General features: G+C 67.8%; 16 protein-coding genes and 2 tRNA genes. 9 read left to right on the plus strand and 9 right to left on the minus strand.

Annotated elements, in window-relative coordinates:
- The first annotated feature begins 180 nt into the window (after positions 1-180).
- On the plus strand, positions 181-939 hold the full coding sequence (locus ACT3S2_RS14595; protein WP_444555497.1) for a uracil-DNA glycosylase: 759 nt from the start codon (positions 181-183) through the stop codon (positions 937-939).
- Between the two features lie 9 nt (positions 940-948).
- Here ACT3S2_RS14595 and ACT3S2_RS14600 read toward each other — a convergent pair whose 3' ends face one another.
- Positions 949-3252, minus strand: a complete 2304-nt coding sequence (locus tag ACT3S2_RS14600) for a threonine/serine exporter family protein (protein WP_444555496.1) — start codon at positions 3250-3252, stop codon at positions 949-951.
- A 199-nt stretch (positions 3253-3451) separates the two neighbouring features.
- Here ACT3S2_RS14600 and ACT3S2_RS14605 point away from each other — a divergent pair, with 199 nt between their 5' ends.
- Complete coding sequence (locus ACT3S2_RS14605) at positions 3452-5617, plus strand: MMPL family transporter (RefSeq protein ID WP_444555495.1); 2166 nt, start codon at positions 3452-3454, stop codon at positions 5615-5617.
- A gap of 86 nt (positions 5618-5703) precedes the next feature.
- Here the strand turns inward: ACT3S2_RS14605 and ACT3S2_RS14610 are convergent.
- A tRNA-Val gene (locus tag ACT3S2_RS14610) sits at positions 5704-5780 on the minus strand.
- Positions 5781-6062: 282 nt separating this feature from the next.
- Here ACT3S2_RS14610 and ACT3S2_RS14615 point away from each other — a divergent pair.
- The 3 genes from ACT3S2_RS14615 to ACT3S2_RS14625 all read left to right on the plus strand — a co-directional run bounded on the left by ACT3S2_RS14615 (position 6063) and on the right by ACT3S2_RS14625 (position 8017).
- Positions 6063-6821 carry an MgtC/SapB family protein gene (locus tag ACT3S2_RS14615; protein ID WP_444555494.1) on the plus strand — a complete coding sequence of 253 codons (759 nt, stop codon included), beginning with the start codon at positions 6063-6065 and terminating at the stop codon, positions 6819-6821.
- A gap of 153 nt (positions 6822-6974) precedes the next feature.
- Positions 6975-7331, plus strand: a complete 357-nt coding sequence (locus ACT3S2_RS14620; protein WP_444555493.1) for a DUF4190 domain-containing protein — start codon at positions 6975-6977, stop codon at positions 7329-7331.
- An 83-nt stretch (positions 7332-7414) separates the two neighbouring features.
- Positions 7415-8017, plus strand: a complete 603-nt coding sequence (locus ACT3S2_RS14625; protein ID WP_444555492.1) for a hypothetical protein — start codon at positions 7415-7417, stop codon at positions 8015-8017.
- Positions 8018-8084: 67 nt separating this feature from the next.
- On the opposite strand, the gene ACT3S2_RS14630 is transcribed toward ACT3S2_RS14625, so the two are convergent.
- A tRNA-Thr gene (locus tag ACT3S2_RS14630) sits at positions 8085-8161 on the minus strand.
- A 113-nt stretch (positions 8162-8274) separates the two neighbouring features.
- Complete coding sequence (locus tag ACT3S2_RS14635) at positions 8275-9144, minus strand: DsbA family protein (protein ID WP_444555491.1); 870 nt, start codon at positions 9142-9144, stop codon at positions 8275-8277.
- A gap of 177 nt (positions 9145-9321) precedes the next feature.
- Between ACT3S2_RS14635 and ACT3S2_RS14640 the strand changes: the two genes are divergently transcribed.
- The 4 genes from ACT3S2_RS14640 (at position 9322) to ACT3S2_RS14655 (ending at position 14258) form a co-directional block, all read left to right on the plus strand.
- Entirely contained in the window at positions 9322-10806 is a 1485-nt protein-coding gene (locus tag ACT3S2_RS14640) for an alpha,alpha-trehalose-phosphate synthase (UDP-forming) (RefSeq protein WP_444555501.1), read from the plus strand.
- Between the two features lie 2 nt (positions 10807-10808).
- On the plus strand, positions 10809-11582 hold the full coding sequence (gene otsB, locus ACT3S2_RS14645; protein WP_444555490.1) for a trehalose-phosphatase: 774 nt from the start codon (positions 10809-10811) through the stop codon (positions 11580-11582).
- A 62-nt stretch (positions 11583-11644) separates the two neighbouring features.
- Positions 11645-12790, plus strand: coding sequence for an ABC transporter ATP-binding protein (locus tag ACT3S2_RS14650; protein ID WP_444555489.1), 1146 nt, complete (start codon positions 11645-11647; stop codon positions 12788-12790).
- Between the two features lie 103 nt (positions 12791-12893).
- Positions 12894-14258, plus strand: coding sequence for a DUF4032 domain-containing protein (locus ACT3S2_RS14655; protein WP_444555488.1), 1365 nt, complete (start codon positions 12894-12896; stop codon positions 14256-14258).
- A 36-nt stretch (positions 14259-14294) separates the two neighbouring features.
- Here the strand turns inward: ACT3S2_RS14655 and ACT3S2_RS14660 are convergent, their stop codons facing one another.
- The 5 genes from ACT3S2_RS14660 to ACT3S2_RS14680 all read right to left on the minus strand — a co-directional run bounded on the left by ACT3S2_RS14660 (position 14295) and on the right by ACT3S2_RS14680 (position 21963).
- Positions 14295-15722 (minus strand): NCS2 family permease, encoded by a 1428-nt coding sequence (locus ACT3S2_RS14660; protein WP_444555487.1) that lies wholly within the window; start codon positions 15720-15722, stop codon positions 14295-14297.
- A 93-nt stretch (positions 15723-15815) separates the two neighbouring features.
- Complete coding sequence (locus ACT3S2_RS14665; protein WP_444561843.1) at positions 15816-17126, minus strand: guanine deaminase; 1311 nt, start codon at positions 17124-17126, stop codon at positions 15816-15818.
- Complete coding sequence (gene xdhC / locus ACT3S2_RS14670; RefSeq protein WP_444561844.1) at positions 17123-17926, minus strand: xanthine dehydrogenase accessory protein XdhC; 804 nt, start codon at positions 17924-17926, stop codon at positions 17123-17125. The genes ACT3S2_RS14665 and xdhC overlap by 4 nt, the downstream gene beginning before the upstream one ends.
- A 15-nt stretch (positions 17927-17941) precedes the next feature.
- Complete coding sequence (xdhB, locus tag ACT3S2_RS14675) at positions 17942-20311, minus strand: xanthine dehydrogenase molybdopterin binding subunit (RefSeq protein ID WP_444561845.1); 2370 nt, start codon at positions 20309-20311, stop codon at positions 17942-17944.
- Positions 20308-21963 (minus strand): xanthine dehydrogenase small subunit, encoded by a 1656-nt coding sequence (locus tag ACT3S2_RS14680; protein ID WP_444561846.1) that lies wholly within the window; start codon positions 21961-21963, stop codon positions 20308-20310. The genes xdhB and ACT3S2_RS14680 overlap by 4 nt, the downstream gene beginning before the upstream one ends.
- Positions 21964-22098: the final 135 nt, after the last annotated feature.

A 22098-nucleotide genomic window follows, 5' to 3' on the forward strand; every position in this document is an offset into this window, starting at 1 on the left:
GGGTTCGAACTCCAGTTCGCCCGCTTGTACTGCCATCGCATGCCTACTAGACCTGTCGCTACACCGGCGCTTACGACCTCCGGACCCGGCCCGGAGGCGATTTCACCCACCCCCATCCTAATGGCGAATTACATCCATGTCATTTGCCGCGTGGCGTCCTCCTGCGGGGAGAATAGCCCCATGGAAACCGCTGCCGAGCACACTCCCTGGCCCATGGCCCCCGACTGGGCGGCGGCACTTGCGCCCGAGATGCCCCGGTTGCAGAAGCTCGATGCCGAGCTTTCCGCCCGCCGCGACGCCGGCGAACAGGTGCTGCCCGCCGGCGACCACCTGCTGCGCGCCTTCCACCGTCCGCTGGCCGATGTCAAAGTCCTCATCCTTGGTCAGGACCCCTATCCGACGCCCGGCCATTCGACCGGGCTGGCCTTCGCCGTCGACGCCTCGGTGGACCCGTTGCCGCGCAGCCTGAAGAACATCTTCACCGAGTACTGCCAGGACACCGGATATCCGTTCCCCGCTTCCGGGGACCTGACCCCCTGGGCCGAGCAGGGGGTGCTGCTGTTGAACCCGATCCTGTCGGTGGCCGCCGGGGACGCCGGATCGCATCGGAAACTGGGGTGGCAGCAATTCACCACCGCAGCGATCACCGCACTGGTTTCACGCCGGGCCCCGCTGGTGTCGATCCTGTGGGGCCGGCACGCCCAGGGCTTCGAACCGCTCCTGGGGTCGACGCCGGTGATCACCAGCGCCCATCCCTCGCCGTTGTCCGCACGGCGCGGCTTCTTCGGCTCGCGTCCGTTCTCCCGGGCCGACGAACTGCTCACCGCCCAGGGGGCGGCCCCCGTCCAATGGCGTCTGCCCGGGGCCGAGGGCGGCCGTGGCGGCTCCGGGGCGGGGGCGCCGGACACCGAGGTCACGGAGCCACTGCCGGGTTTATAGCCTGCTCCGCTAACGGCGGCGGATCCGCCGCCGCTCGTGGGTGATCCACCCCTTGGTGAAGGGACGGGCGACGGTATCGCCGAGCACGACGCCGCCGGCGATGGCCACGATGATCGCGAAGGCGTTGAACATCTGCAGCAGCCCCACGGACATGTCGCCCGCGTCGATCGTGATGCCATACATGGCCCTGAAGATCGTCAGCCCGGGCAACAGGAAGGTCACTGCCGGGACGGCGACCACCAACTGCGGGGCGGTCATCTTCATGGCCACCCAGCGGCCCACGCCGCCGACGACGATGGCGGCCACGGCCGGGGCCATCCGGTCCCCCACCCCGACCGACTGGGCGAGCAGGTAGGCCAGATAGCCGGTGAGGGCCACCCCGGCGGTGGGCAGCAGCAGGCTGCGAGCCGTCTGTTCGAACAGGGACACACAGAACACAGCGACCCCGACCAGGAAGGCCAGGAACGCCGTCGGATAGGTGATCTGGTCGATGTTGGCCACGTCGAGTCGGCGCATTCCCAGCAAGGTGCCGGTCACCAGCGCCGCGGTGATCCCGGCGATGATGGCCCCGTAGATGAGCATCGAGGAGAAGAAGCGGCCCGCTGCGGTGACCGGGAATCCGTTGATCGCGTCCTGGACCGCCGACACGAATCTCGACGAGGGCAACAGCAACATGATCCCGCCGGCCACGACCACCGCCGGGGAGATCGGGGCGTTGACCGCCCAGAGGAGCATGGCGATGCCCGTGGTGACTGCCGAGCCGAGTCCGATGGTGAAGAACTCGGGGACCTTCCAGCCACCCACCACGTTCATGATGCCGGTGATCAGGCAGAACGAGACCAGGGCCACCAGGGCCCCGAACCAACTGCCCCCGATGAACATGACGAAGGCCGCGCAGAACCCGCCACCGCCCACGGTGGCCAACCACCGGGGGTAGGGCTTGGGCTGACGCAGGATCTCGTGCAACCGTTCGGTGGCCTGGGTACGGGTGACTCCCCCGGCGATGATCTCCGAGACCAGTCCGTGCAGCAGCGCCAGGCCCCGGTAGTTGCCCGTCCAGGAACGCACCACCCGCAGCAGCGACACCGGGTTCTGGTCCTGCGGGGCATAGTTGATGTGGATCGACTGGTTGGTGATCTCCACATCGACATTGCTCAGACCCAACGAGGCGGTGACCGCGATGACGCTGGTCTCCGCCTGCAGGGCACCGGCACCGAAACGGAACATCGACTCCGCCATGTCCAGCGCGAATTCCAGGGTTTGGCGGGCGTTGGCGTCGTACTCGCCGGGGGTCTGGATCAGCGGGTTCGCGTAGGGGCTGCCCACCAGCCGGTCCACGATCGAGAACGCCTGGGTCGGCGGCGACTCCGTATGCATCAGCTTCGAGAACGCGCGCTTGGCCGCCGGGGTGGCCTTTCCTGCGGCCCGGGCGACGGTCGGCAACGGATTCGGCGCGTGGAACGGCGCGGGGGCCGGCCGTGTCGGCCGCGGAGCGGTCTTCGGTGCGGCGGTATTGGTCGGCCCGGTGCGGGCCTCCGGCGGGAGAACGTTGGAAACCCTGGCCACGGCGGGGTCGATGGGCACGGCGGTGGTCGTCGGAGGGGACTTCGGTGCCGGCTTGGGACGCCGGGCCGCGGGGATCTTCCACGGGGCCGGTTTGCGGGTGGAGCCGGCTGCCGGGGTCGCGGCAGCATCCCCGGCAGGCGTGGTTCCGCCCTGGGTGGACCCGCCCGGTGTCATACCCGGCCACCCGGGCCGGGTCTTCCGCGAAGCGGTCCGTGCAGGTTTGATGCGCTGCTCGGGGGAGGTCGGAGCCGGGGCTTCGCCGGCCTGGTCCGTGTCCCGGGCCGGTGGGGTCGCGGCACCCTTCCCTCCGGGGGTAGGCGTATCGGTCGGCGGCGCGGCGACGGGGACTTCGGCGGTGCGGGGGGTGATGCCGTCCCACACCGGTTCGGTCTTGGAACGGTCATCAGGAGAGCCGGGCAGGTCGACACTGCCGCTGGGCAGGACATGGTCGGCCCGTGGGCGGGCCTGCTCCACGGCGTCGGAGGCCTCGGGGGTATACGCCAGGGCGCCGGTGGGTTCGGTCTTGACCCAGTCGTCGTGGTAGCCCGGTGCGGTGTCCTCGGTGTCGGAGGCCGCATCGTCGTCGTTCTCGGTGGAACGGCTTGCGGACCGGGCCAGTCGGCTGAAGAGGCCTGCGGGCTGCTTGATTTCCGACGTCGGAATACGCGGAATCGACCCGGCCTTCGGGTTCGGATCCTGCGTGCGTGTCGTGATTTCGGAGGGCTCCGGCTTGTCGCGGTCGGACACGAACTCTCCTGTTCTGACGGGGTTTCCTGTAAGCAACTCTACAACCGCGGGCAAGCCCCGAAGCGGCGTGGACCCGCCGATGTGTCCAACATCAAAAACCGCCCGGACACGGGATCAACCGATCGGTTGATCCGGGCTGCCGCGGGGCTCCGTAGCGTCGAAGACAACCCGACGAGAACCCCTCCAGGAAGGCCCCACCATGACGTCCCTCGATACCAGGAAGCCCGCCGTGGGAGCCCCGGACCCCGGATCCGGGCCGCGACGGCGGGTGCGGATCCTGATCCCCGCGGTGTTGATCATCCTGTGGTTCGTCGCCTTCTCCATGGGCGGCCGGGCGTTCTCGGAAGTCAACGCGGTCTCGGTCAACGACCCGGCCGAACACCTGCCGGCGAGCGCCGAAGCCACCCTGGTACACGAACTCCAGCCCGGGTTCCGCTCCTCCGACGCCCTACCGGCCACCCTGGTCTTCACGGCCGACTCCCCACTGGATGAGGAACAGCTCCAGGGGATCCAGGGGCTGCTCGATGACGTCCAGACCCTGGACACCGTGGTCCCCGGATCGGTCTCCCCGGCCCGGCCCAGCGAGGACGGTCTCGCCGCAGTGAGCTTCGTTCCGTTGAAGACCCACGCCGCCGACGGCTCGGATATCAAGACCCGCGTCTCGGTGGAGGACCTGCGTTCCTTCCTGGCCGAGAACCCGGTCCCGGGGGTCTCGACCTATGTGGCCGGCCCGGCCGGCATGAGCGCCGACATCGGCGGTGCCTTCGCCGGCTTGGATGGCCTGTTGCTGCTCGTTGCCCTGGCCGTGGTCCTGGTCATCCTGGTCATCGTCTACCGCTCCCCGCTGCTGCCGATCATCGTCCTGGGCACGGCCATGGCTGCCTTGACGGGGGCGATGGCACTGGTCGTCGCTCTGGCGAAGGCCGGGGTGCTGACCCTGTCGGGGCAGACCGAGGGGATCCTGATGATCCTGGTCATCGGGGCCGCAACCGACTATTCACTGCTCTACGTCTCACGCTTCCAGACCGAACTGGCCCGGTTCGGGCGGGGCTGGGAGGCCACCTGGGCCGCCCTGCGCGGGGCGATCGGCCCGATCCTCGCCTCGGGTGGGACGGTGATCGCCGGTCTGCTGTGTCTGCTGCTGAGCGAGATGAACTCCCACCGCATCCTGGGCCCGGTCGCCGCCCTGGGCATCGTCTTCGCCATGCTGGCTGCGCTGACGCTGCTGCCGGCCTTGCTCATGTGGGCCGGCAAGGCAGCCTACTGGCCCCGCAAGCCCCGGGCCCTGGATGCCGATGCCCCGGCCACCCGCGACGAGGGCACCGACACCGAGAAGTCCAGGGCCTACGCCCGCACCGGACGCGGGCTCTGGCCCGCGGTCACCCGACTGGTCTCCTCCCGCCCGCGCACGGTCTGGATCGCCACCGCCCTGTTGCTGGTCATCGGCACCCTGGGGGTGGGCCAGTTGAAGGCCGACGGCATCTCCCAGACGGACTTCGTCATCGGGCAGACCGGTTCCAAGGCGGGCCAGCAGGCCCTCGGCGAACACTTCGCCGCGGGGTCCGGCGCCCCGACAGTGGTCATCGCCCCGGAGGACCAGGCCCGGGACGTGACCGCCGTGCTCACCGAGGACCCCGGCGTCGACGCGGTGGGCCGCCCCACCGAACACGACGGCCAGGTCATGCTCAATGCCACGTTGAAGGACGCCCCCGAATCAACGCAGGCCGAAGAGACCGTCCAACGGCTGCGCACCGAGTTCGACTCCCCCGCCTTCGACGACCAGGTGCTGGTGGGTGGGGACACCGCCGTCGCACTGGATACCCGCGACGCCTCGATCCACGACCGCAACCTGATCATCCCGATCGTCCTGGGGGTGATCGCCCTGATCCTGGTGGTGCTGCTGCGGTCGATCGTGGCTCCGCTGATCCTGGTGGCCAGCACGGTCCTGTCCTTCGGCACGGCACTGGGCGTTTCGGCACTGGTCTTCAATTCGGTGTTCGATTTCCCCGGCGCCGACGCTTCCGTGCCGCTCTATGGTTTCGTCTTCCTCGTCGCCCTGGGCGTGGACTACAACATCTTCCTGATGACCCGGGTCCGCGAGGAGGCCTCCATCCACGGGGCCCGGGTGGGGATCCTGCGTGGGTTGCGGGCCACCGGCGGAGTCATCACGTCCGCCGGGCTCGTCTTGGCTGCGACCTTCGCCGCCCTCGGGGTGCTTCCCGTGCTGTTCCTGGCACAGCTGGGCTTCATCGTGGCCTTCGGCGTGCTCCTGGACACCATCGTGGTCCGTTCCCTGCTGGTCCCTGCCCTGGCCTACGACCTGGGCGAGAAGCTGTGGTGGCCCGGACGCAGCCGGAAGGCCTGATCCCGGCAGCGCCCGTCGCTGAACCGCGCCGACAGACGGTCACGACGACACGAAAAACCCCTCGTCCGTTGCCGGACGAGGGGTGATGGTGGTTCTTACTGGATTCGAACCAGCGACCTTTCGCGTGTGAAGCGAACGCTCTAACCAACTGAGCTAAAGAACCGGATGTCACGCCACGATGGCGTACCTAGAAAGGGTACCGGAGGCGTGGCCCGCCACCAAATTAGTCGAGCCCCTCGTGACCCCTTTCGCATCCTTCCCGATCTCCCCTCCCGACGCACGGCCACCGGCAGCATCCGGCGGTCCCGCCCCCGACGAATGGCACCTGGGGTAAAATCCGGCGCATGGATGTCGTCCGCCCCGGCGCCAACGCCTCGAGGGGCAATGCGGCGGAGACGGGATCGGGCAACGGCGGGTTCTTCCACGCCATGAGGGAGTCGGAATAATGGTGCTGTCCGGGCAAACCACCTGGTGGCAGATGCTCATCTGCCTGGCCGTGGCCCTGGTCCTGTCCACGGCCATCGGATTCGAACGCCAGCTCAAGGCCAAGTCGGCGGGCATGCGCACCCACACCCTGGTCGGTGTCGGCGCCGCCCTGTTCACGATCGTGAGCAAGTACGGGTTCTCCGATGTGATCGCCCCGGCCGTCCAGGACCACATCAACCTCGACCCCTCCCGGGTGGCGGCCCAAATCGTTTCGGGCATCGGTTTCATCGGCGCCGGGCTCGTCTTCGTACGACGCAATAAGGTCCGTGGGCTGACCACTGCCGCCTCGGTGTGGCTGACCGCGGCCATCGGCACGGCCTCCGGGGCCGGGCTGATCATTCCCGCGGTCTTCGTGGTCTTCGCCCACTATGTGGTCGCCTACACCTATCCCTGGCTCGTGCGCCGCACCTCCCTGGGCAACCGGACCGAACATGGCCTGCGCGTCAGTTACGTCGATGGCACCGGGGCCCTGCGGGCCATCCTGCAGGCCTGCACGACCCAGGGATTCCAGATCCAGGGGTTCTCCACCGAACGCGAAGACGGTGGCAGCGGTGGGACCATGAGCCGGCTGATGAAGGGGGCAGAAGCGAAATCCGCCGCCGGCGAGGTCGGGGTCGAGCTCGAGATCGAAGGGACCGGGGCCCTCAACGAGCTGGTCCACCGGCTCTCGGAACTGGCGAACGTCACCGGTGTCACCGTGGAGGACCAGGCCGAATAGGCTGGGACCGGCAGTGCCCACCGGCGGAGAAGAATGCCGGGCGGGGCCGGAACAGCAGGAGAACTACGAAGTAGCGCGTTGCGGTGGCCTGGCCATCGCCAAGAAGGAGGACCCACGGGCGGACTACAGGCCTGGCATCTTTTGATAATCCTGGTGGTCGCCGCCGTGGTCACCGCCGCCGTCGTCGTGATCATCCTGGCGGTCTGCAAACCGAGGGCCGGTGTCGGCGCGCGCCACGGAGCGGGCCTGCCCCAGGGGCCGCCGCCCCAAATCGGGTACACGATGAACGGGCAGCCGATATACCAGCAACCAGTCCCGGCTCAGACTAACGTGCTCGCCATCCTGGCCCTGGTCCTGGGGCTGTTCACCGGCATCCTCGGTATCGTCTTCGGACACATCGCCCGTTCCCAGATCCGCAGCACCGGCGAAGGCGGAGCCGGATTGGCGCTCGCCGGACTGGTCATCGGCTACGTCTGGGTGGGACTCTTCCTGCTGCGCGTCGTCCTCTAGACCCCGTCCTCCCCCTCCGGCCCCACCCCCCGATGAAGGCGGGTCGGCGCCATCCCCTCCGGGCGATGCCCTACGCTATGGCCATGGGCCGTTACGACGATCAACCGATCGAGTTCACCGCTTCCCGAAGGCGGAAACCACAGCGTCGCTTGAAGGGGGCCCGCGTCGGATCACTGGTCGCCGCGGGAGCACTCGTCCTACTGATTTCCGGCCCCGCTCCGAGTCCGACGGAAGCCAAATGGGTCGACCCCGAGCACGCCTCGGCGAACGTGACGGCGTTGACCGTCCCCTCCCTTTCCGCGCCCCCCACGTGCGAAACACTGGACGTAGTCCTCGGGCCCCGGAGGAAGGAAGCGAAGATTGTATGGAAAGCGCCTGAAGAAAAGCTTTCAGCTCCGATGCGCTACGAAATCAGGACGACCAACACCACGGCGGAGCCGACCACGACGAAGTCCATTTTCCTGAAACAGGGAACGACGTCGCATACCTACTCGGATCCCACGCTCGGCGGCCTGGATTTCAAGGAGACGACCACCCTGGAGGTGCAGGTGCTGGTTGTCATTCCCGATTCCCAGACCAACCCGACCCGTGCTCTCTGGGAGAGCCCCGCGCCACCAGCCGCGCAGACCGTAACGTGGAACCGAATCGATATATCCAGGGGCAGCTATAGGTGTGCGGGCGACTAGCAACCCCGCGGGAACACCGGTGGGACCCGGACGGCCCCGGGCAGCGCCGGGCAGCGCCGGGGAATGGTGGAGCCCCCTGCCGGATTCGAACCGGCGACCCCCTGTTTACAAGACAGGTGCTCTGGCCAACTGAGCTAAGGAGGCGGATGCGCCGGATGCCCGGCAGCATGAACAAGATTAGCCCAGGTGCCCTCCGGTGCGGAAACGGGCGGCTCCCGCCGCAGCAGGAGCCGCCCGGACGGCGATAGCGGCCGGGGCTACTTGTTATCCGCCACTGCCTGGTCGAGGACCTCCTTGAAGTCCTCCTCGCCGATCTTCCATTCGTGGCCGTTGATGTAGGCGGCCGGGGTTCCGCCGACTTCGTACTTCTGGAACCCGACGTTGACGTATTCCGCCCAGGGCCGGAATTCGGTGCCGTCGGCGCAGGAGGAGATGTCCCCCGCCCCGGATTGTTCGGCGATCTTGGCCAGCTTCGCGTTGGGCAGGCCGGAGCCGCCTTCCTCCGGCTGCTGTTCGAACAGCGCGGTCAGGTAGTCGCTGAACGCCTCGGGCTTGGCATCGGCAACACAAGCCACCGCGTTGGCGGCCCGCGAGGAGTAGTTCGTGGAGGACATGCGGTCCAGGAACGTGGCGATCCGGTATTCGAGGGTGATGTCGCCGTCGTCGGCCAGCTTCTCCAGATCGGCACCGTATTGGCTCTCGAAGTCCTTGCAGACCGGGCAGCTCATATCCGCGTAGATGACGACCTGGACGGGGTCGCCCTTCTTGCCTTCGGTCACCCCGCCGGGGACGCTCTTGCCGTCGATGCTCCCGGCATCGGGTACCGCATCCTTGTCGACCGACATGGTCGGGGTCTCGGTCAGGCCGTCCGAGGTGAGCGTGTATCCGCCGTACTGGTTGCCGTGGGCCGGGGCCTGTCCGGCATCGGGGATGCTCGTCTTGTTGTTCTGCATCACGAGCGTCACGACGACGGCGATGATCGCGATGATCGCCACCAGGACACCGAGCTTCAGGAACAGGGAGTTGCGTTTCTCTGCCGTCTGTTGCCGTGCGTGGAGCTGTCGAGCCTGCTCACGGGCGGTGGCGTTCCTCTCGGCCTTCGGCGGCCTCGGGGTGTTTGATGCCATGAAAGTACATTCCTACTCTGCTGGATCGGACGGGAAACCCCACTTAGTTTAGGGCACCGTTCCTGTGTGCCCGCCGTGAAGGGAGTGCAGGGCCCGCCCCGGGCGCATAAGCTCGGGGCAGAAGAGGTACGTCCACGCACCCCAAGGAGGCAAGCCGTGCCCAATACAGTGAGCAGCATGCAGGATTACCGGAGCACGACGGCGTCACGCGAACGCCGCGCTCCGGTCACCGCCGAGAAGAAGGCAGTCACCGGCGAATTTGATTTCGTGGTCGTGGCCAACCGTCTGCCCGTGGATCGGGTCGTCACCGCCGAGGGCGTCTCACAGTGGCGCCGCTCCCCCGGTGGCCTGGTCACCGCGTTGGCCCCGGTCATGGCCTCGGCCGAGGGTGCCTGGGTCGGATGGCACGGTGCCACCGACGAGGAGCTCGAGGAGTTCAAGGAAGACGGCATGCATCTGGTTCCGGTGCCGTTGAGCCAAGAGGATGTGGAGCTGTATTACGAGGGGTTCTCCAACTCCACCCTGTGGCCGCTCTACCACGATGTGATCATGCCCCCGGAGTTCCACCGCACCTGGTGGGACCGTTACCGCGAGATCAACGTGCGTTTTGCCGAATCGGCAGCAGCGGCCGCTTCCAAGGGCGCCACCGTGTGGGTGCAGGACTACCAGCTCCAACTCGTCCCCCGCCTGCTGCGGGCCATGCGCCCGGATCTGAAGATCGGTTTCTTCAACCACATCCCGTTCCCTCCGATGGAGATCTTCGCGCAGCTGCCCTGGCGCCACCGCGTCCTGGAGGGGATCCTCGGCGCCGATCTGATCGGTTTCCAACGCCAGTCCGATGCCAGCAACTTCCTGCGCTGCGTGAAGCGCTACCTCGGGTTCACGGTCAAATCCCAACGCGTGCACGTCCAGGACGAGGACGGCACCCCGCGCCGGGTGGCCCGGGCCGAAGCCCACCCGATCTCCATCGATTCGGCGTTGATCGCCACCCTGGCCGAGGACCCGGCGGTGCTGGCCCGCTCCCGCGAGATCCGCGCCGATCTGGGCGATCCCGATGTGATCCTGCTGGGCGTCGACCGGCTGGACTACACCAAGGGCATCCGCCACCGCATCAAGGCCTTCGGGGAACTGCTCGCCGACCAGGAACTGACCGTGGGCCAGGCCACGCTGGTCCAGGTCGCCAGCCCCAGCCGCGAACACGTCGACCACTACATCACCCTGCGCGAGGACGTGGAGGGCAGCGTCGGACGGATCAACGGCGAATACGACACCATGAGCCACACCGCGGTGCGCTACCTGCACCACAGCTACCCGGTCGAGGAGATGGTGGCCCTCTACCTGGCCGCCGACGTCATGCTCGTCACCGCCCTGCGCGATGGCATGAACCTGGTCGCCAAGGAATATGTGGCGGCCCATGCCGATAACCGCGGGGCCCTGGTGCTCAGCGAATTCGCCGGCGCCGCCGACCAGCTGCGCCACGCCGTGCTGGTGAACCCGCACGACATCGACGGGATGAAGGAGTCCATCATGGACGCCATCCGCATGCCCGAGCAGGAAGCCGCCCGACGGATGCGCATCATGCGCCGCCAGGTCAGCACCAACGACGTCGCCCGCTGGTCGCGCGACTTCCTGGCCTCGTTGGCGCGGACCGAGGAGGACTGAGCATGGCCCTGGATGCCGACCTTCGTCACGCCCTGGAGCGCCTGCGCGATGTCAGGCTGCTGCTGGTGGCCATGGACTTCGACGGCACCATGGCCCCGTTCGTGGACCGGCCCGAGGACGCCCGGGCCCTGCCGGCCGCCGCTGAGGCCTTTGCCGGTTTGGGCGAGCTGGACAACACGGTCACCGCGCTGATCTCCGGCAGGGATCTGGAGAGCCTGCGCACCGTGGCCCGGCCGGAACCCCACGTCCTGCTGGTGGGAAGCCACGGCGGCCAGCGGTGGGCGCCCCCCGAACTGGCCGCCGATGCCGGCGGCCTGGACCTGGGCCGGGACCAGAAGGCCCTGCTGGCCACCGCGGCCTCGGTGCTGGATGAGGTCAGCGCCCGGCATCCCGGGACCACGCTGGAACACAAGCCGGCCGGCGTCGTCCTCCATGTCAGGCAGGCGGAGGCCGCGGTGGGGGCCTCGGCCCTGCGCGAGGCACGCAGCCGGTTGGAGTCCTTGACCGGCCTGGCCCTCTCCGATGGCAAGAACGTCCTGGAGGCCTCAGTCATCCGGGCGGATAAGGGCGCGGGCCTGGACTGGCTGCGCGAGGTCGTCGACGCCGACGCCGTCCTGTTCGTCGGCGACGACGTGACGGACGAGGACGCCTTCGCCGTGCTGCGTCCGGGCGACGTCGGGGTGAAGGTCGGTCCGGGGAAGACCCGGGCCCCGTTCCGGGTCGACGGAATTGGTGACGTCCCGGCACTTCTGCAATCGGTCCTCGGTGTGCAATGATTGTGACACCATTCACAACGGACCGTCGGGCACGTACCTGCCCGTGAGGGGATAGATCAATCATGGCCACTGTCACTTTTGACCAGGCAACCAGGCTCTACCCGGGCACTTCGAAGCCCGCAGTCGACCAGCTCAGTCTCGATGTCGCCGACGGGGAATTCCTCGTTTTCGTCGGACCTTCCGGTTGCGGCAAATCAACATCGCTGCGCATGCTCGCCGGGCTGGAGGACGTCAACTCGGGACGGATCCTCATCGGCGATCGCGATGTCACCGATGTCCCGCCGAAGGACCGTGACATCGCCATGGTCTTCCAGAACTACGCGCTCTACCCCCATATGTCGGTCGCCGAGAACATGGGCTTCGCCCTGAAGATCGCCGGCATCGACAAGGCCGAACGCGCCGAGCGCGTCCGTGAGGCCGCCAAGCTGCTGGACCTCGAGGACTACCTGGACCGCAAGCCCAAGGCCCTCTCCGGTGGCCAACGCCAGCGTGTGGCCATGGGCCGCGCGATCGTGCGTTCCCCGCAGGTCTTCCTCATGGACGAGCCGTTGTCGAACCTCGATGCGAAGCTGCGTGTGCAGACGCGTACGCAGATCGCCTCGCTAACCCGTCGGCTGGGCGTCACCACCGTGTATGTGACCCACGACCAGGTCGAGGCCATGACGATGGGCGACCGCGTCGCGGTCCTCAACGCCGGGATCCTGCAGCAGGTGGACACCCCTCGCAACCTCTACGACCGTCCGGCCAACGTCTTCGTTGCCGGCTTCATCGGCTCCCCCGCCATGAACCTGCTGGAGCTGCCCGCCGTTTCCGGTGGCATCGAATTCGGCAACTACACCTACCCGGTGGACCCGGCCGTCCTGGCTGAGGCCAACGGCCAGACGATCACCTCCGGCGTCCGCCCCGAAGACCTGGAGATCGTCGGGGCCGGTGAAGGCCTGGACGTCGAGGTCGACGTGGTCGAGGAACTCGGCGCCGACGCCTACGTCTACGGCCACGCCACCCTGGATGGCCGCGAGTACCCGATGGTCATCCGCGTGGACGGGCGCAGGCCCCCGCTGAAGGGCTCGACCGTGATGGTCCGCCCGAAGGCCGAGCACATCCACATGTTCGACACCAAGACCGGGCAGCGCCTGGGTGATCCCGAGGCGGCCAACGCCCCGCAGGCCTCGCTGGCCGACGTGGAGAACCTCGTCGATTCCGAGTAACCACCACCGGTAGCCGACGGCGGCCCCGCCTTCACCGCGAAGGCGGGGCCGGCGTCGTTCCACCCGCCTGGCCCGTGGGGCCCGGCGCAGAACCGAGGATGCGATGACCCGCCATTACGCCAGCTGGCACAACGAACCGACCGACTACAGCCAGCACGGCAAGCTCCCCCGTGAAACCGCGATCAGCGACGAGACCCCGCGCACCTCGCTGGGTGGTTCGTTGAACATCACCTCGGCCACCATGGATTCGGCGCTGCTGGACCTGCCGTGGCATATTCCATTGGAGGACTGGCCGGCCAGGAACCTCGCGGCGCTGCCGCGCGGCATTTCCCGCCACGTCGTCCGCTTCGCCCTGCTCCGTGAAACCGTCATCGCGGTCAAGGAGACCGGGGAGCATATCGCCCGGCATGAGTACCACATGCTGCGCAAGCTCAACCGGTTGGGGGTTCCCTGCGTGGAGCCGGTGGCCGTCATCAGCGGCCGTGCCGACGAGAACGGGGAGGAACTGGACCCGGTCCTGGTGACCCGGCACCTGAAGTATTCGCTGCCGTATCGGGCCCTGTTCTCCCAGCGGCTCCGGCGCGAGACGTTGCACCGGCTCATCGACGCCCAGGCCCTGCTGCTGGTCCGGCTGCATCTGGCCGGCTTCTACTGGGGCGATGTCTCCCTCTCGAACACCCTGTTCCGCCGGGACGCCGAATCCTTCGCCGCCTACCTCGTGGACGCCGAGACCGGGGAACTGTACCCCTCGCTCTCCGACGGCCAACGGGAATACGATCTGGAGATCGCCCGGGTGAACATCGCCGGTGAGCTGATGGACCTGATGGAGGCCTCGTTGATCGAGGACTCGGTGGACCCGCTGGCCACCAGCGAGCAGATCATGGACAGCTACCACCGGCTGTGGCAGGAGCTCACCCGGCGCGACCACGTCGATCTGGCCGAACGGTGGCGGGTCGACGAGCGGATCCGCCGGCTCAACGACCTGGGCTTCGACGTCGACGAAATCGCCTTGCGGACCACCGCCGACGGCACCCAACTGCAGATCCAGCCCAAGGTCGTCGACGCCGGGCACCACCAGCGCCGGCTGCTGCGCCTGACCGGTCTGGACGTCCAGGAGTTCCAGGCCCGGCGGCTGCTCAACGACATCGACGCCTTCCGTGCCCGCAAGCATCCGGAGATGGACGAGGAACTCAACGCGGCCCAGTGGGTGCACGAGGTCTTCGATCCCATCACCCAGGCGATCCCGCGTGAACTCCACGGCAAGCTCGAACCGGCCCAACTGGTCCATGAGGTCCTGGAGCACCGCTGGTTCATCTCCGAACAACGCGGCAGCAACGTCCCGATGTCCAAGACCATCGAGTCCTATATCGAAACGATCCTGCGCCACCGTCGGGACGAGGCGGCGATCATGCTCAATCCCCCGTCGGGGGTGTTGGACGCAGTCGACCAGCCCGAGGACGGGGACTAGCACCCCGGGCTGGGTCGACGGCCCCGATCCACGCGGTCAGCCCAGCCAGATCCACCTCACGATCAGCAGTGCCGCGATGAGGTAGAGGATCCAGTGGGCTTCCTTGATCCGCCCGGAGCACACCTTGATGAGTGCGTAGGAGACCAGGCCGACGGCGACGCCCTCGGCGATCGAAAAGGTCAGCGGCATGACGATGATCGTCAGGAACGCCGGCAGGGATTCGGAGATGTCGTCCCATTCGATATGTCGCGCCCCTTCCATCATCAACGCCCCGACGAGGATGAGTGCCGGGGCCGTGGCCGAGGTCGGCACGGCGGCGATGACCGGGGAGAAGAACATCGCCAGGCCGAAGAAGCCGGCGACGGTGACCGCGGTCAACCCCGTGCGGCCCCCTTCCTCGACCCCTGCCGCCGATTCGACGTAGGCGGTCGTGGTCGAGGTGCCCAGGGCGGCACCGCTGAGCGCAGCGAGTCCGTCCATCGAGAACAGGGTCTTCGCCCGCGGCATCTCGCCGTCCTTGCCGATCATGCCGGCCCGCTGGCTCAGCCCGGTGAGGGTTCCGGTGGCGTCGAAGAAATCGACGAAGAAGAACGTGAACACCACCGACAGCAGTCCGGCTCCCAGCGCCCCGCCGATGTCCAGGTGGAAGGCCAGGTCACTGGGCCAGATGGGCATCTGGACCGGAGAACCCCCGAAGCCGCCGAAGGCCGCGAACGTGCCCTCTTCGGCGCCCGGGTAGACCGGCAGCCGGCTGACGACGGCGATGAGGGTCGTAGCGATGATCCCGACCAGGATCGCCGCCTTGACCCGCAGTTTCATGAGCACGGCGATGATCAGCAGCCCGAGCAGCCCCAACCACACATGTGGTTTGGTGACGTCGCCGATGCTGACCAATGTCGCGTCGTCACTGACGACGAATCCCATGTTCTTCATGCCCAGGAAGGCCAGGAAGGCACCGATTCCTGCGGTGATCGCGTACTTCATGCTGATCGACAGGGCCCGGGCAATCGCTTGCCGGACCCCGAAGATGCTCAGGATGATGAACAGCACCCCCGAGATGAACACGGCACCGAGCGCCGTCTCCCAGCGGTATCCCAGCCCCAGGACCACCGTGTAGGAGAAGTAGGCGTTCAGCCCCATGCCGGGTGCCTGGGCGAAGGGGTAGCGGGCGATCAGACCCATGTACAGCGAACCGAGGATCGCCGCCATGCAGGTGACCATCACCAGTTGGGTGAACAGGTTCCCCACATCGGGCATCTGCCCGGCCATGGCATCGTTGAGGATGCTCGGGTTCACGAAGATGACATAGCTCATCGCCAGGAACGTCGTGATGCCGGCGCGGAACTCGATGCCGTAGGTCGACCCGTGTTCGCTGACCTTGAAGTATCTGTCGATCGCGCTCCGGTGCGCGGCGGAGGTTTTTTCCGGTGGAACACTTTCCCGTTTCGGGGTGTTGGTACTCATTGTTCTCCTTTGAACTGTGGTGGAACCACCATGACGTGGCGCATCGGGTCCGCAGTGGACGATGGCCCGCCTGATCCGTGGGGATCCCGAGGATTACTCTGGCGTACGGGTACGGGTCGCCACACCGCCCATCCAGACGCGGTCGATATCCGCGCTGGTCCCGTTGGCGAAGACTGCGGCAAGGGCGCGATCGGCGCTGACGGCGTTCCGCAGGATGGCTTCGAGGGGGGTCCCGGATGGCGGGTTGACCTCGATCGCGTCGAAGACGGCGCCGACGCTGAGATGGCCGACGTCGTCATGGCCCAGGGCGCGGGCCCCGGACACGGTGGCCAGATGGAGCAGATGAGCCGGCCCCAACGCGAGGCCGTTCGGTTGCAACTGCTGGTGGAAGTAGGCCTGTAGGCCTTCCTTGAACTGGTTGAATCCGGTGCCGGCCCCGACATCGGAGCCCAGCGAGACCCGCACCCCGGCTTCGAGGTGTCTGCGCAACGGAAACAGGCCGCTGCCGAGGGAGGAGTTCGACGACGGACAGTGGGCTACCGCGGTCCCGGTCTCGCCCAGCAGGGCCAGTTCGGCATCGGTGGGGTGGACGTTGTGGGCCAATAGGCTGCGGGGCCCGAGCAAGCCGTGCCGATCGTAGACGTCGCTGTAGCTCGAGGCGGTCGGGAACAATGCGGCCACCGCCGCCATCTCCGCCTGGTTCTCGTTGACGTGGGAAGTGAAGAACAGGTCGGGGGCGCCCTCGAGGGTCTCCCGGCAGGAGTCGAGCAGGTCGGGGCTCGCCGAGAGCGCGAACCGCGGGGTCACGGCGTATCGCAGCTTCCCCTTCCCGTGCCAGCTGTCGATCAACCCCGCCGCGTCGGCGGCCGCCAGTTCCGGGGTGGTGTGGAGGTCCTCGCGCAGCTCCTGGTCCGCCACCACCAGTCCCGCGGTCATCCGTAGTCCGCTGTGGTGCGCGGCCCGGAACAGGGCGTCGGTGGCCGGGACGTAGTGGGCCCCGAAGGCCAGGGCGGTGGTGGTTCCGGCACTGATCAGTCCGTTCACGAACTCGTCGGCGACCGCCCGAGCATGGGCCGGGTCGGCCATGCGGGCCTCCTCGGGCAGGGCGCAGTGCTCGAGCCATTCCAGCAGCGGCATCCCCAGTCCACCGATAATCCGCAACTGCGGGTAGTGCACATGGGTATCGACCAGCCCGGGGAGCAACAACCCCTCGATGCCGGTGAGTGTCGCGGACGGATGGAGTCGTTGGGCCTCGGCGAGGGAGCCGCGGAAGGTGATGACACCTTCGGTGACGGCGAGCGCACAGTCCTCGGCGCGCAACCCGCCGCCGTCGAAGGGGTCCCGGGGGGTGTCCAGGATGCGGCCGTGGAAGATCGTCGTGGGAGCAAGGTCGTCGTGGATCATGGGGTGGCTTTCTGGAAGACGCGCATGAGGTCGGCGGCGACGCTGATGGCGATGACGGCGGGGTGTTTCCCGGTGAGGTCGGGAACCCCGATCGGGCATTGGATACGTTCGATGGCTGCGTCGGCATGGCCTTCGGCAGCAAGTTTCTTGCGGAACCGGGACCATTTCGCCGAGGAGCCGATCACTCCGATGCTCCCGAGACTCCCGCGCCGCAGGGCGGCGTCGCAGAGGATCAGGTCTTCTGCGTGGTCATGGGTGAGGATCAGGACATGGGCGTCATCAGGGAGTTCGGCGATCAGGGTCTCGGGGGCCGGCAGGGTGTGTAGGTGCACGGTGGCCGGGCCTTCGCTCAACGTGGCGGTCAGGGTCTCGTCGACCATTCCCCGCCTGGTATCGGCCAGGTGGAGGGTCAGCTCGGTCCTGCTGAGGATCCGGGCCAGTTCCTTGCCGACGTGTCCGGCCCCGAAGACCGCCACCGTGGGGCGGCGGCCGATCGGCTCCATGAGCACCCGGACGGTGCCGCCACAGCATTGGGTGCCGTAGGCGACCTGCGCGTGCTCATTGAGGCCGAATTCGGTTTCGGCCACCTCCTCGGCCCCCTGACGCAGCATCGTGCGGGCCTGTTCGGTGACGGTTGCTTCCATGTTGCCCCCGCCGACGCTGCCCGAGGTGGTGCCCGCGGCGATGAACATCTTCGCGCCGACCTCGCGGGGCGAGTGTCCGCGCACCTCGATGATCGTCGCGAGTATCCCGGCGGTCCCGGTGGCGCGGGCACGGCTGAGCCCGGTGATCCAATCCATGCTGTTCCACCCCCGTCATTCGGCCGGCAGGGCCGGGGAGGGGCTCCTCCGACGGACCTGGTCCAACGCCCAGTACACGGCCTCGGGGGTGGCCGGGGACGGCAGTTCGACCTGCTGTCCCGGCTCGCCGAAGGCCGCGGCGGCGGCCCGCAAGGCCTCCCGCACCGCGATCGAGAGCATGAGCGGCGGCTCCCCCACCGCCTTGGACCCGTAGACGCTGCCATCGTCGGTGGGGTGGACATACAGATCGACGTTGAACACCTGCGGCAGTTCCGAGAAGGAAGGCAGCTTATAGGTGCTCGCCGCCTGGGTCAGCAGTTTGCCGCGGTGCGGGCCCTCGCTGGTATCCCAGCGCAGGTCCTCCTGGGTGAGCCATCCTGCACCCTGGACGAAGGCCCCCTCGATCTGCCCGAGGTCGATCAGCGGCGACAGCGAACTACCGACGTCGTGCAGCAGATCCACCTGCCGGGTCGTATACGCCCCGGTGTACCCGTCGACCTCGACCTCGGCCACAGCGGCACCGCGGGAGTAGTACTTGAACGCATTGCCCTGGTAGGTGCTCGGATCGAAGTAGAGGCCCTCGGTACGGAAGTAGCCGGTCGCCGAAAGGGAGACGCGTTGCTGGTAGGCCGTCTCGACGAGCTCGGCCCAGTCCACGGTGTTCTTCGTCCCCAGACCACTGACGACTTCGCCGCTGATGCGCACATCGTTGGAGTTCACGCCCAGCATGCCGGCGGCCACCGGGGCCAGCCGGTCCAGGATGAGTTCGCAGGCGTTCTTCACTGCCCCGCCGTTGAGGTCGGAGCCCGTCGAGGCGGAGGTGGCCGAGCTGTTGGGCACCTTATCGGTCCGGGTCGGGGCCAGTCGCACCCGGCGCAACGGCAGGCCCAACGCGGTCGCGGCGACGTGCAGCATCTTGGTGTGCAGCCCCTGGCCCATCTCCGTCCCCCCGTGGTTGATCAGCACCGATCCGTCCCGATAGATCAGCACGAGGGCCCCGGCCTGGTTCAGGACCGGCTTGTTGAACGAGACACCGAACTTCACCGGGGTGATGGCCAGGCCCCGTTTGACGTGCTGGTTCCGGGCGTTGAAATCGGCGACGTCGCGCAGTCGGGCGTGGTAATCGCTGCTCTGTAGGAGCTTGTCCCAGATGTCTCCCATGCGCGCGGCCTGGCTGACCTCCTGCCCATAGGGGGTCCTCTGGCCCGGGGCGTAGAAGTTCCGGCGGCGGATCTCCTCTTCGTCGATGCCCAGTTTCGTGGCCGCCTGACCCAGCAGGTCCTCGGTCACGATCATCCCTGCCGGGGCACCGAATCCACGGAAGGCCGTATGGGAGGTCTTGTTCGTCCGGGCGATCCGGCCGACGACGTGGACGTTGGGAAGGTAGTAGGCGTTGTCCACGTGGCACAACGCCCGGCTGACCACCGCGGGCGAGAGGTCGACGCTGAACCCCCCATCGGCGGTCAGCACCGCCTTATAGGCCAGGATGTGACCCTCGTCGTCCAGCCCGGCCTCCCAGGTGGCGTGGAATCCGCCTCGTTTGCCGGTCATGGTCAGATCCTGGGTGCGGTTCAACCGCAGGCTCACGGGCCGGCCGGTGAGCACGGCCCCCAGGGCGGCGACGGAGGCGAACGCGTTGGCGTTCGTTTCCTTCCCGCCGAAACCTCCCCCCATGCGCAGGCACTGCACGGTCACCTGGCTCGAGGAGATCCCCAACACCCGGGCGACGACCTCCTGGGTGTGACTCGGGGCCTGGGTCGAGGACTGGATGAAGACCTGTCCTCCCTCGTCGATGGTGGCAAAGGAGGCTTGGGTCTCCAGGTAGAAGTGTTCCTGGCCCTGGATGTCGATCCCCCCGCTGAGACGGTGCGGGGCCGTCGCCAGGGCCTCATCCGCGTCGCCACGGTGCAGGGTCCCCGTCGGTCCCTGGAACGCCCCGGCGGCGATGGCCTCCTGGGTGGTGATGATGGAGGGCAGCTCGGTCTGGGTGATCTCGATGGCCTCGCTGGCCAGCCGGGCCTGTTCGAGGGTCTCGGCGAGGACCCAGGCCACGGGTTGGCCGTGGAACTGCACTTCCGCGGGGAAGAGGGTCTCGTCGCCGATGTCGCCGTAGTCGTTGAGACCGGGGACGTCTTCCGCGGTGAGCACCCGGGCCACCCCCGGCATGGTCCGGGCCGTGGACGTGTCCAGGGAATCGATGCGGGCGTGGGCGCAGAACACCTGCAACGGCCAGGCATGCAGGACGTTGGCGGAACGGTGCGGCAGGTCGTCGGTGTACAGCGCGTGACCGGTGACGTGGTCCCACGCCGCCTCATGCGGCATGACGACCCCGGCAGCACTGTCCCGGGGGATGTCGGCCAGGGGACGGGACGAGAACGGTTTCATGATCCGACCTCCTCGTGGAAGCGGCGTATGGATTGGGCGAGCGTGGCACTGCGGTAGGCGGCGCTGGCCCGGTGGTCGGACATCGGTGTCCCTTCGGCCTCCATGACCTCCGCGGCGGCCTCGAACGTCCGGGCCGTCCATGGCTGGCCGAGCAGCGCGGCTTCGGTGTCCCGGGCGCGCAGCGGCGTGGCCGCGGCTCCCCCGACGCCGATGCGGATGTGCTCGATGCTCCCGTCGGTGACGGTCGCGGCGATGGCCACCGCCACCGAGGAGATGTCGTCGAATCTGCGTTTGGCGACCTTGTAGAACCTGGCCACCGGCGCCATGGGTGTCGGGATGCGCACCGCACGGATGAGTTCATCGGCCTCACGCACGCTTTGCCGGTACCCGGTGAAGTATTCGGCCAAGGCCACCGTCCGGTCTCCTCGCGGGGAGCTGAGCACCAGATCGGCGTCCAGGGCCAACAGTGCCGGGGCCAGATCGCCGATGGGTGATCCGGTGCCCAGGTTCCCGCCGATCGTCGCGGCATTGCGGATCAGTCGGGAGGCGAACAGGGGGAAGAGTTCGGCGAGCAGGGGCACCGATCCGTCCAGGAGCCGCTCGACTTCCGACAAGGTCAGCGCCGCCCCGATCTCCAGGTGGTCCCCGTCCTGGCGGAACCGCCGCAGTTCGGGCAGCTGGTCGATGGCGATGGTCAGCGGGGCGCGGCGATGCTTGATGGTCAGCTCGACCCCCCAGTCGGTCGAGCCGGCCAGCAGGACCGCTTCCCGGGTCGAACCGAGCAGTTCCAGAGCTTCGGCGAGATCCGCCGGGCGCACGAAGGTGCCGGACTCGCCGTCGAGGCGCAGTGGCCTGCTGGCCGGCGCCGGTTGGTTCCGCCGCCGGGCGATCGGATCATCGGGATCGACCTCGCCGAGGGCGAAGGCCGCATCGCGGATGGGCCGGTAGCCGGTGCAGCGGCACAGGTTTCCCGACAGGGCATGGAGGTCGAATCCGTTGGCCCCGATCTCCGATTCATGCCCGGGGGTCGATTCGTATCTGGTGGCTGGTTCGGTCCTGGTCTCCGTGGGCGCCGAGGTCCGTGGGGGCAGCCAGGATTCCAGCGGTCTGGCCTGGTCGTCGGCGACCATCGGCCAGGGAAGTTCGTTGCCCGAGGGGACGGGCTCGGCGGTGGAGACGATTTCCGAGGTCGAGGGGGCCGAGCCGCAACCACCGGGGCCGCAGGCGCAACCGGTCCGGTCTTCACGGTAGTACTCGGCGGCCATCGAGGAGACGAACCCGGGGGTGCAGTAGCCGCACTGGGAACCGCCCCGCTGGGCCATTTCCTGCTGCACGGGGTGCAGCGCCTCGGCGGAGGCCAGCCCCTCGGCGGTATAGATCTCCTGACCGGCCAGCGCGGCGGCGGGGACCAGACATGAGTTGATCGAGGTCCAGCGGGTGCCACCGTCGCCGTCGGGGCGGGATACCATCACGGCGCAGGCCCCGCATTCGCCCTCCGCGCAGCCCTCCTTCGGGCCGGTGATTCCGCTGCCGCGCAGCCACTGCAGCGTGGTCGTATGCGGGGCGACGTCGGCGACGGACATCCCCCGGTCGTTGACGCTCACGGTCGTGGCGGACGCGTCGTGGGCGGTGTGATCGGCAATTCCGGTCATGATTGACCCTCCTTCGACCTATCCAGCCAGAGGGCCGATCATCCGTGGATCGGTACTGCTGCTGGCATGGTTGAGGTCGACGAGGTCAGGAAAGCCACACCAGGTTATCCATGCGAACAGGTGATGACTATTGTG

Source organism: Arthrobacter sp. AOP36-A1-22, assembly GCF_052377615.1.
In the GTDB taxonomy this organism is placed as follows: Bacteria; Actinomycetota; Actinomycetes; order Actinomycetales; family Micrococcaceae; genus Arthrobacter_H.

Excerpts from the sequence above, each read along its gene's own strand:
- ACT3S2_RS14595 (WP_444555497.1), top strand. The coding sequence starts at position 181 with ATGGAAACCGCTGCCGAGCACACTCCCTGGCCCATGGCCCCCGACTGG.
- ACT3S2_RS14605 (WP_444555495.1), top strand. The coding sequence starts at position 3,452 with ATGACGTCCCTCGATACCAGGAAGCCCGCCGTGGGAGCCCCGGACCCC.
- ACT3S2_RS14615 (WP_444555494.1), top strand. The coding sequence starts at position 6,063 with ATGGTGCTGTCCGGGCAAACCACCTGGTGGCAGATGCTCATCTGCCTG.
- ACT3S2_RS14625 (WP_444555492.1), top strand. The coding sequence starts at position 7,415 with ATGGGCCGTTACGACGATCAACCGATCGAGTTCACCGCTTCCCGAAGG.
- ACT3S2_RS14635 (WP_444555491.1), bottom strand. The coding sequence starts at position 9,144 with ATGGCATCAAACACCCCGAGGCCGCCGAAGGCCGAGAGGAACGCCACC.
- ACT3S2_RS14640 (WP_444555501.1), top strand. The coding sequence starts at position 9,322 with ATGCAGGATTACCGGAGCACGACGGCGTCACGCGAACGCCGCGCTCCG.
- otsB (WP_444555490.1), top strand. The coding sequence starts at position 10,809 with ATGGCCCTGGATGCCGACCTTCGTCACGCCCTGGAGCGCCTGCGCGAT.
- ACT3S2_RS14650 (WP_444555489.1), top strand. The coding sequence starts at position 11,645 with ATGGCCACTGTCACTTTTGACCAGGCAACCAGGCTCTACCCGGGCACT.
- ACT3S2_RS14655 (WP_444555488.1), top strand. The coding sequence starts at position 12,894 with ATGACCCGCCATTACGCCAGCTGGCACAACGAACCGACCGACTACAGC.
- ACT3S2_RS14660 (WP_444555487.1), bottom strand. The coding sequence starts at position 15,722 with ATGAGTACCAACACCCCGAAACGGGAAAGTGTTCCACCGGAAAAAACC.
- ACT3S2_RS14665 (WP_444561843.1), bottom strand. The coding sequence starts at position 17,126 with ATGATCCACGACGACCTTGCTCCCACGACGATCTTCCACGGCCGCATC.
- xdhC (WP_444561844.1), bottom strand. The coding sequence starts at position 17,926 with ATGGATTGGATCACCGGGCTCAGCCGTGCCCGCGCCACCGGGACCGCC.
- xdhB (WP_444561845.1), bottom strand. The coding sequence starts at position 20,311 with ATGAAACCGTTCTCGTCCCGTCCCCTGGCCGACATCCCCCGGGACAGT.
- ACT3S2_RS14680 (WP_444561846.1), bottom strand. The coding sequence starts at position 21,963 with ATGACCGGAATTGCCGATCACACCGCCCACGACGCGTCCGCCACGACC.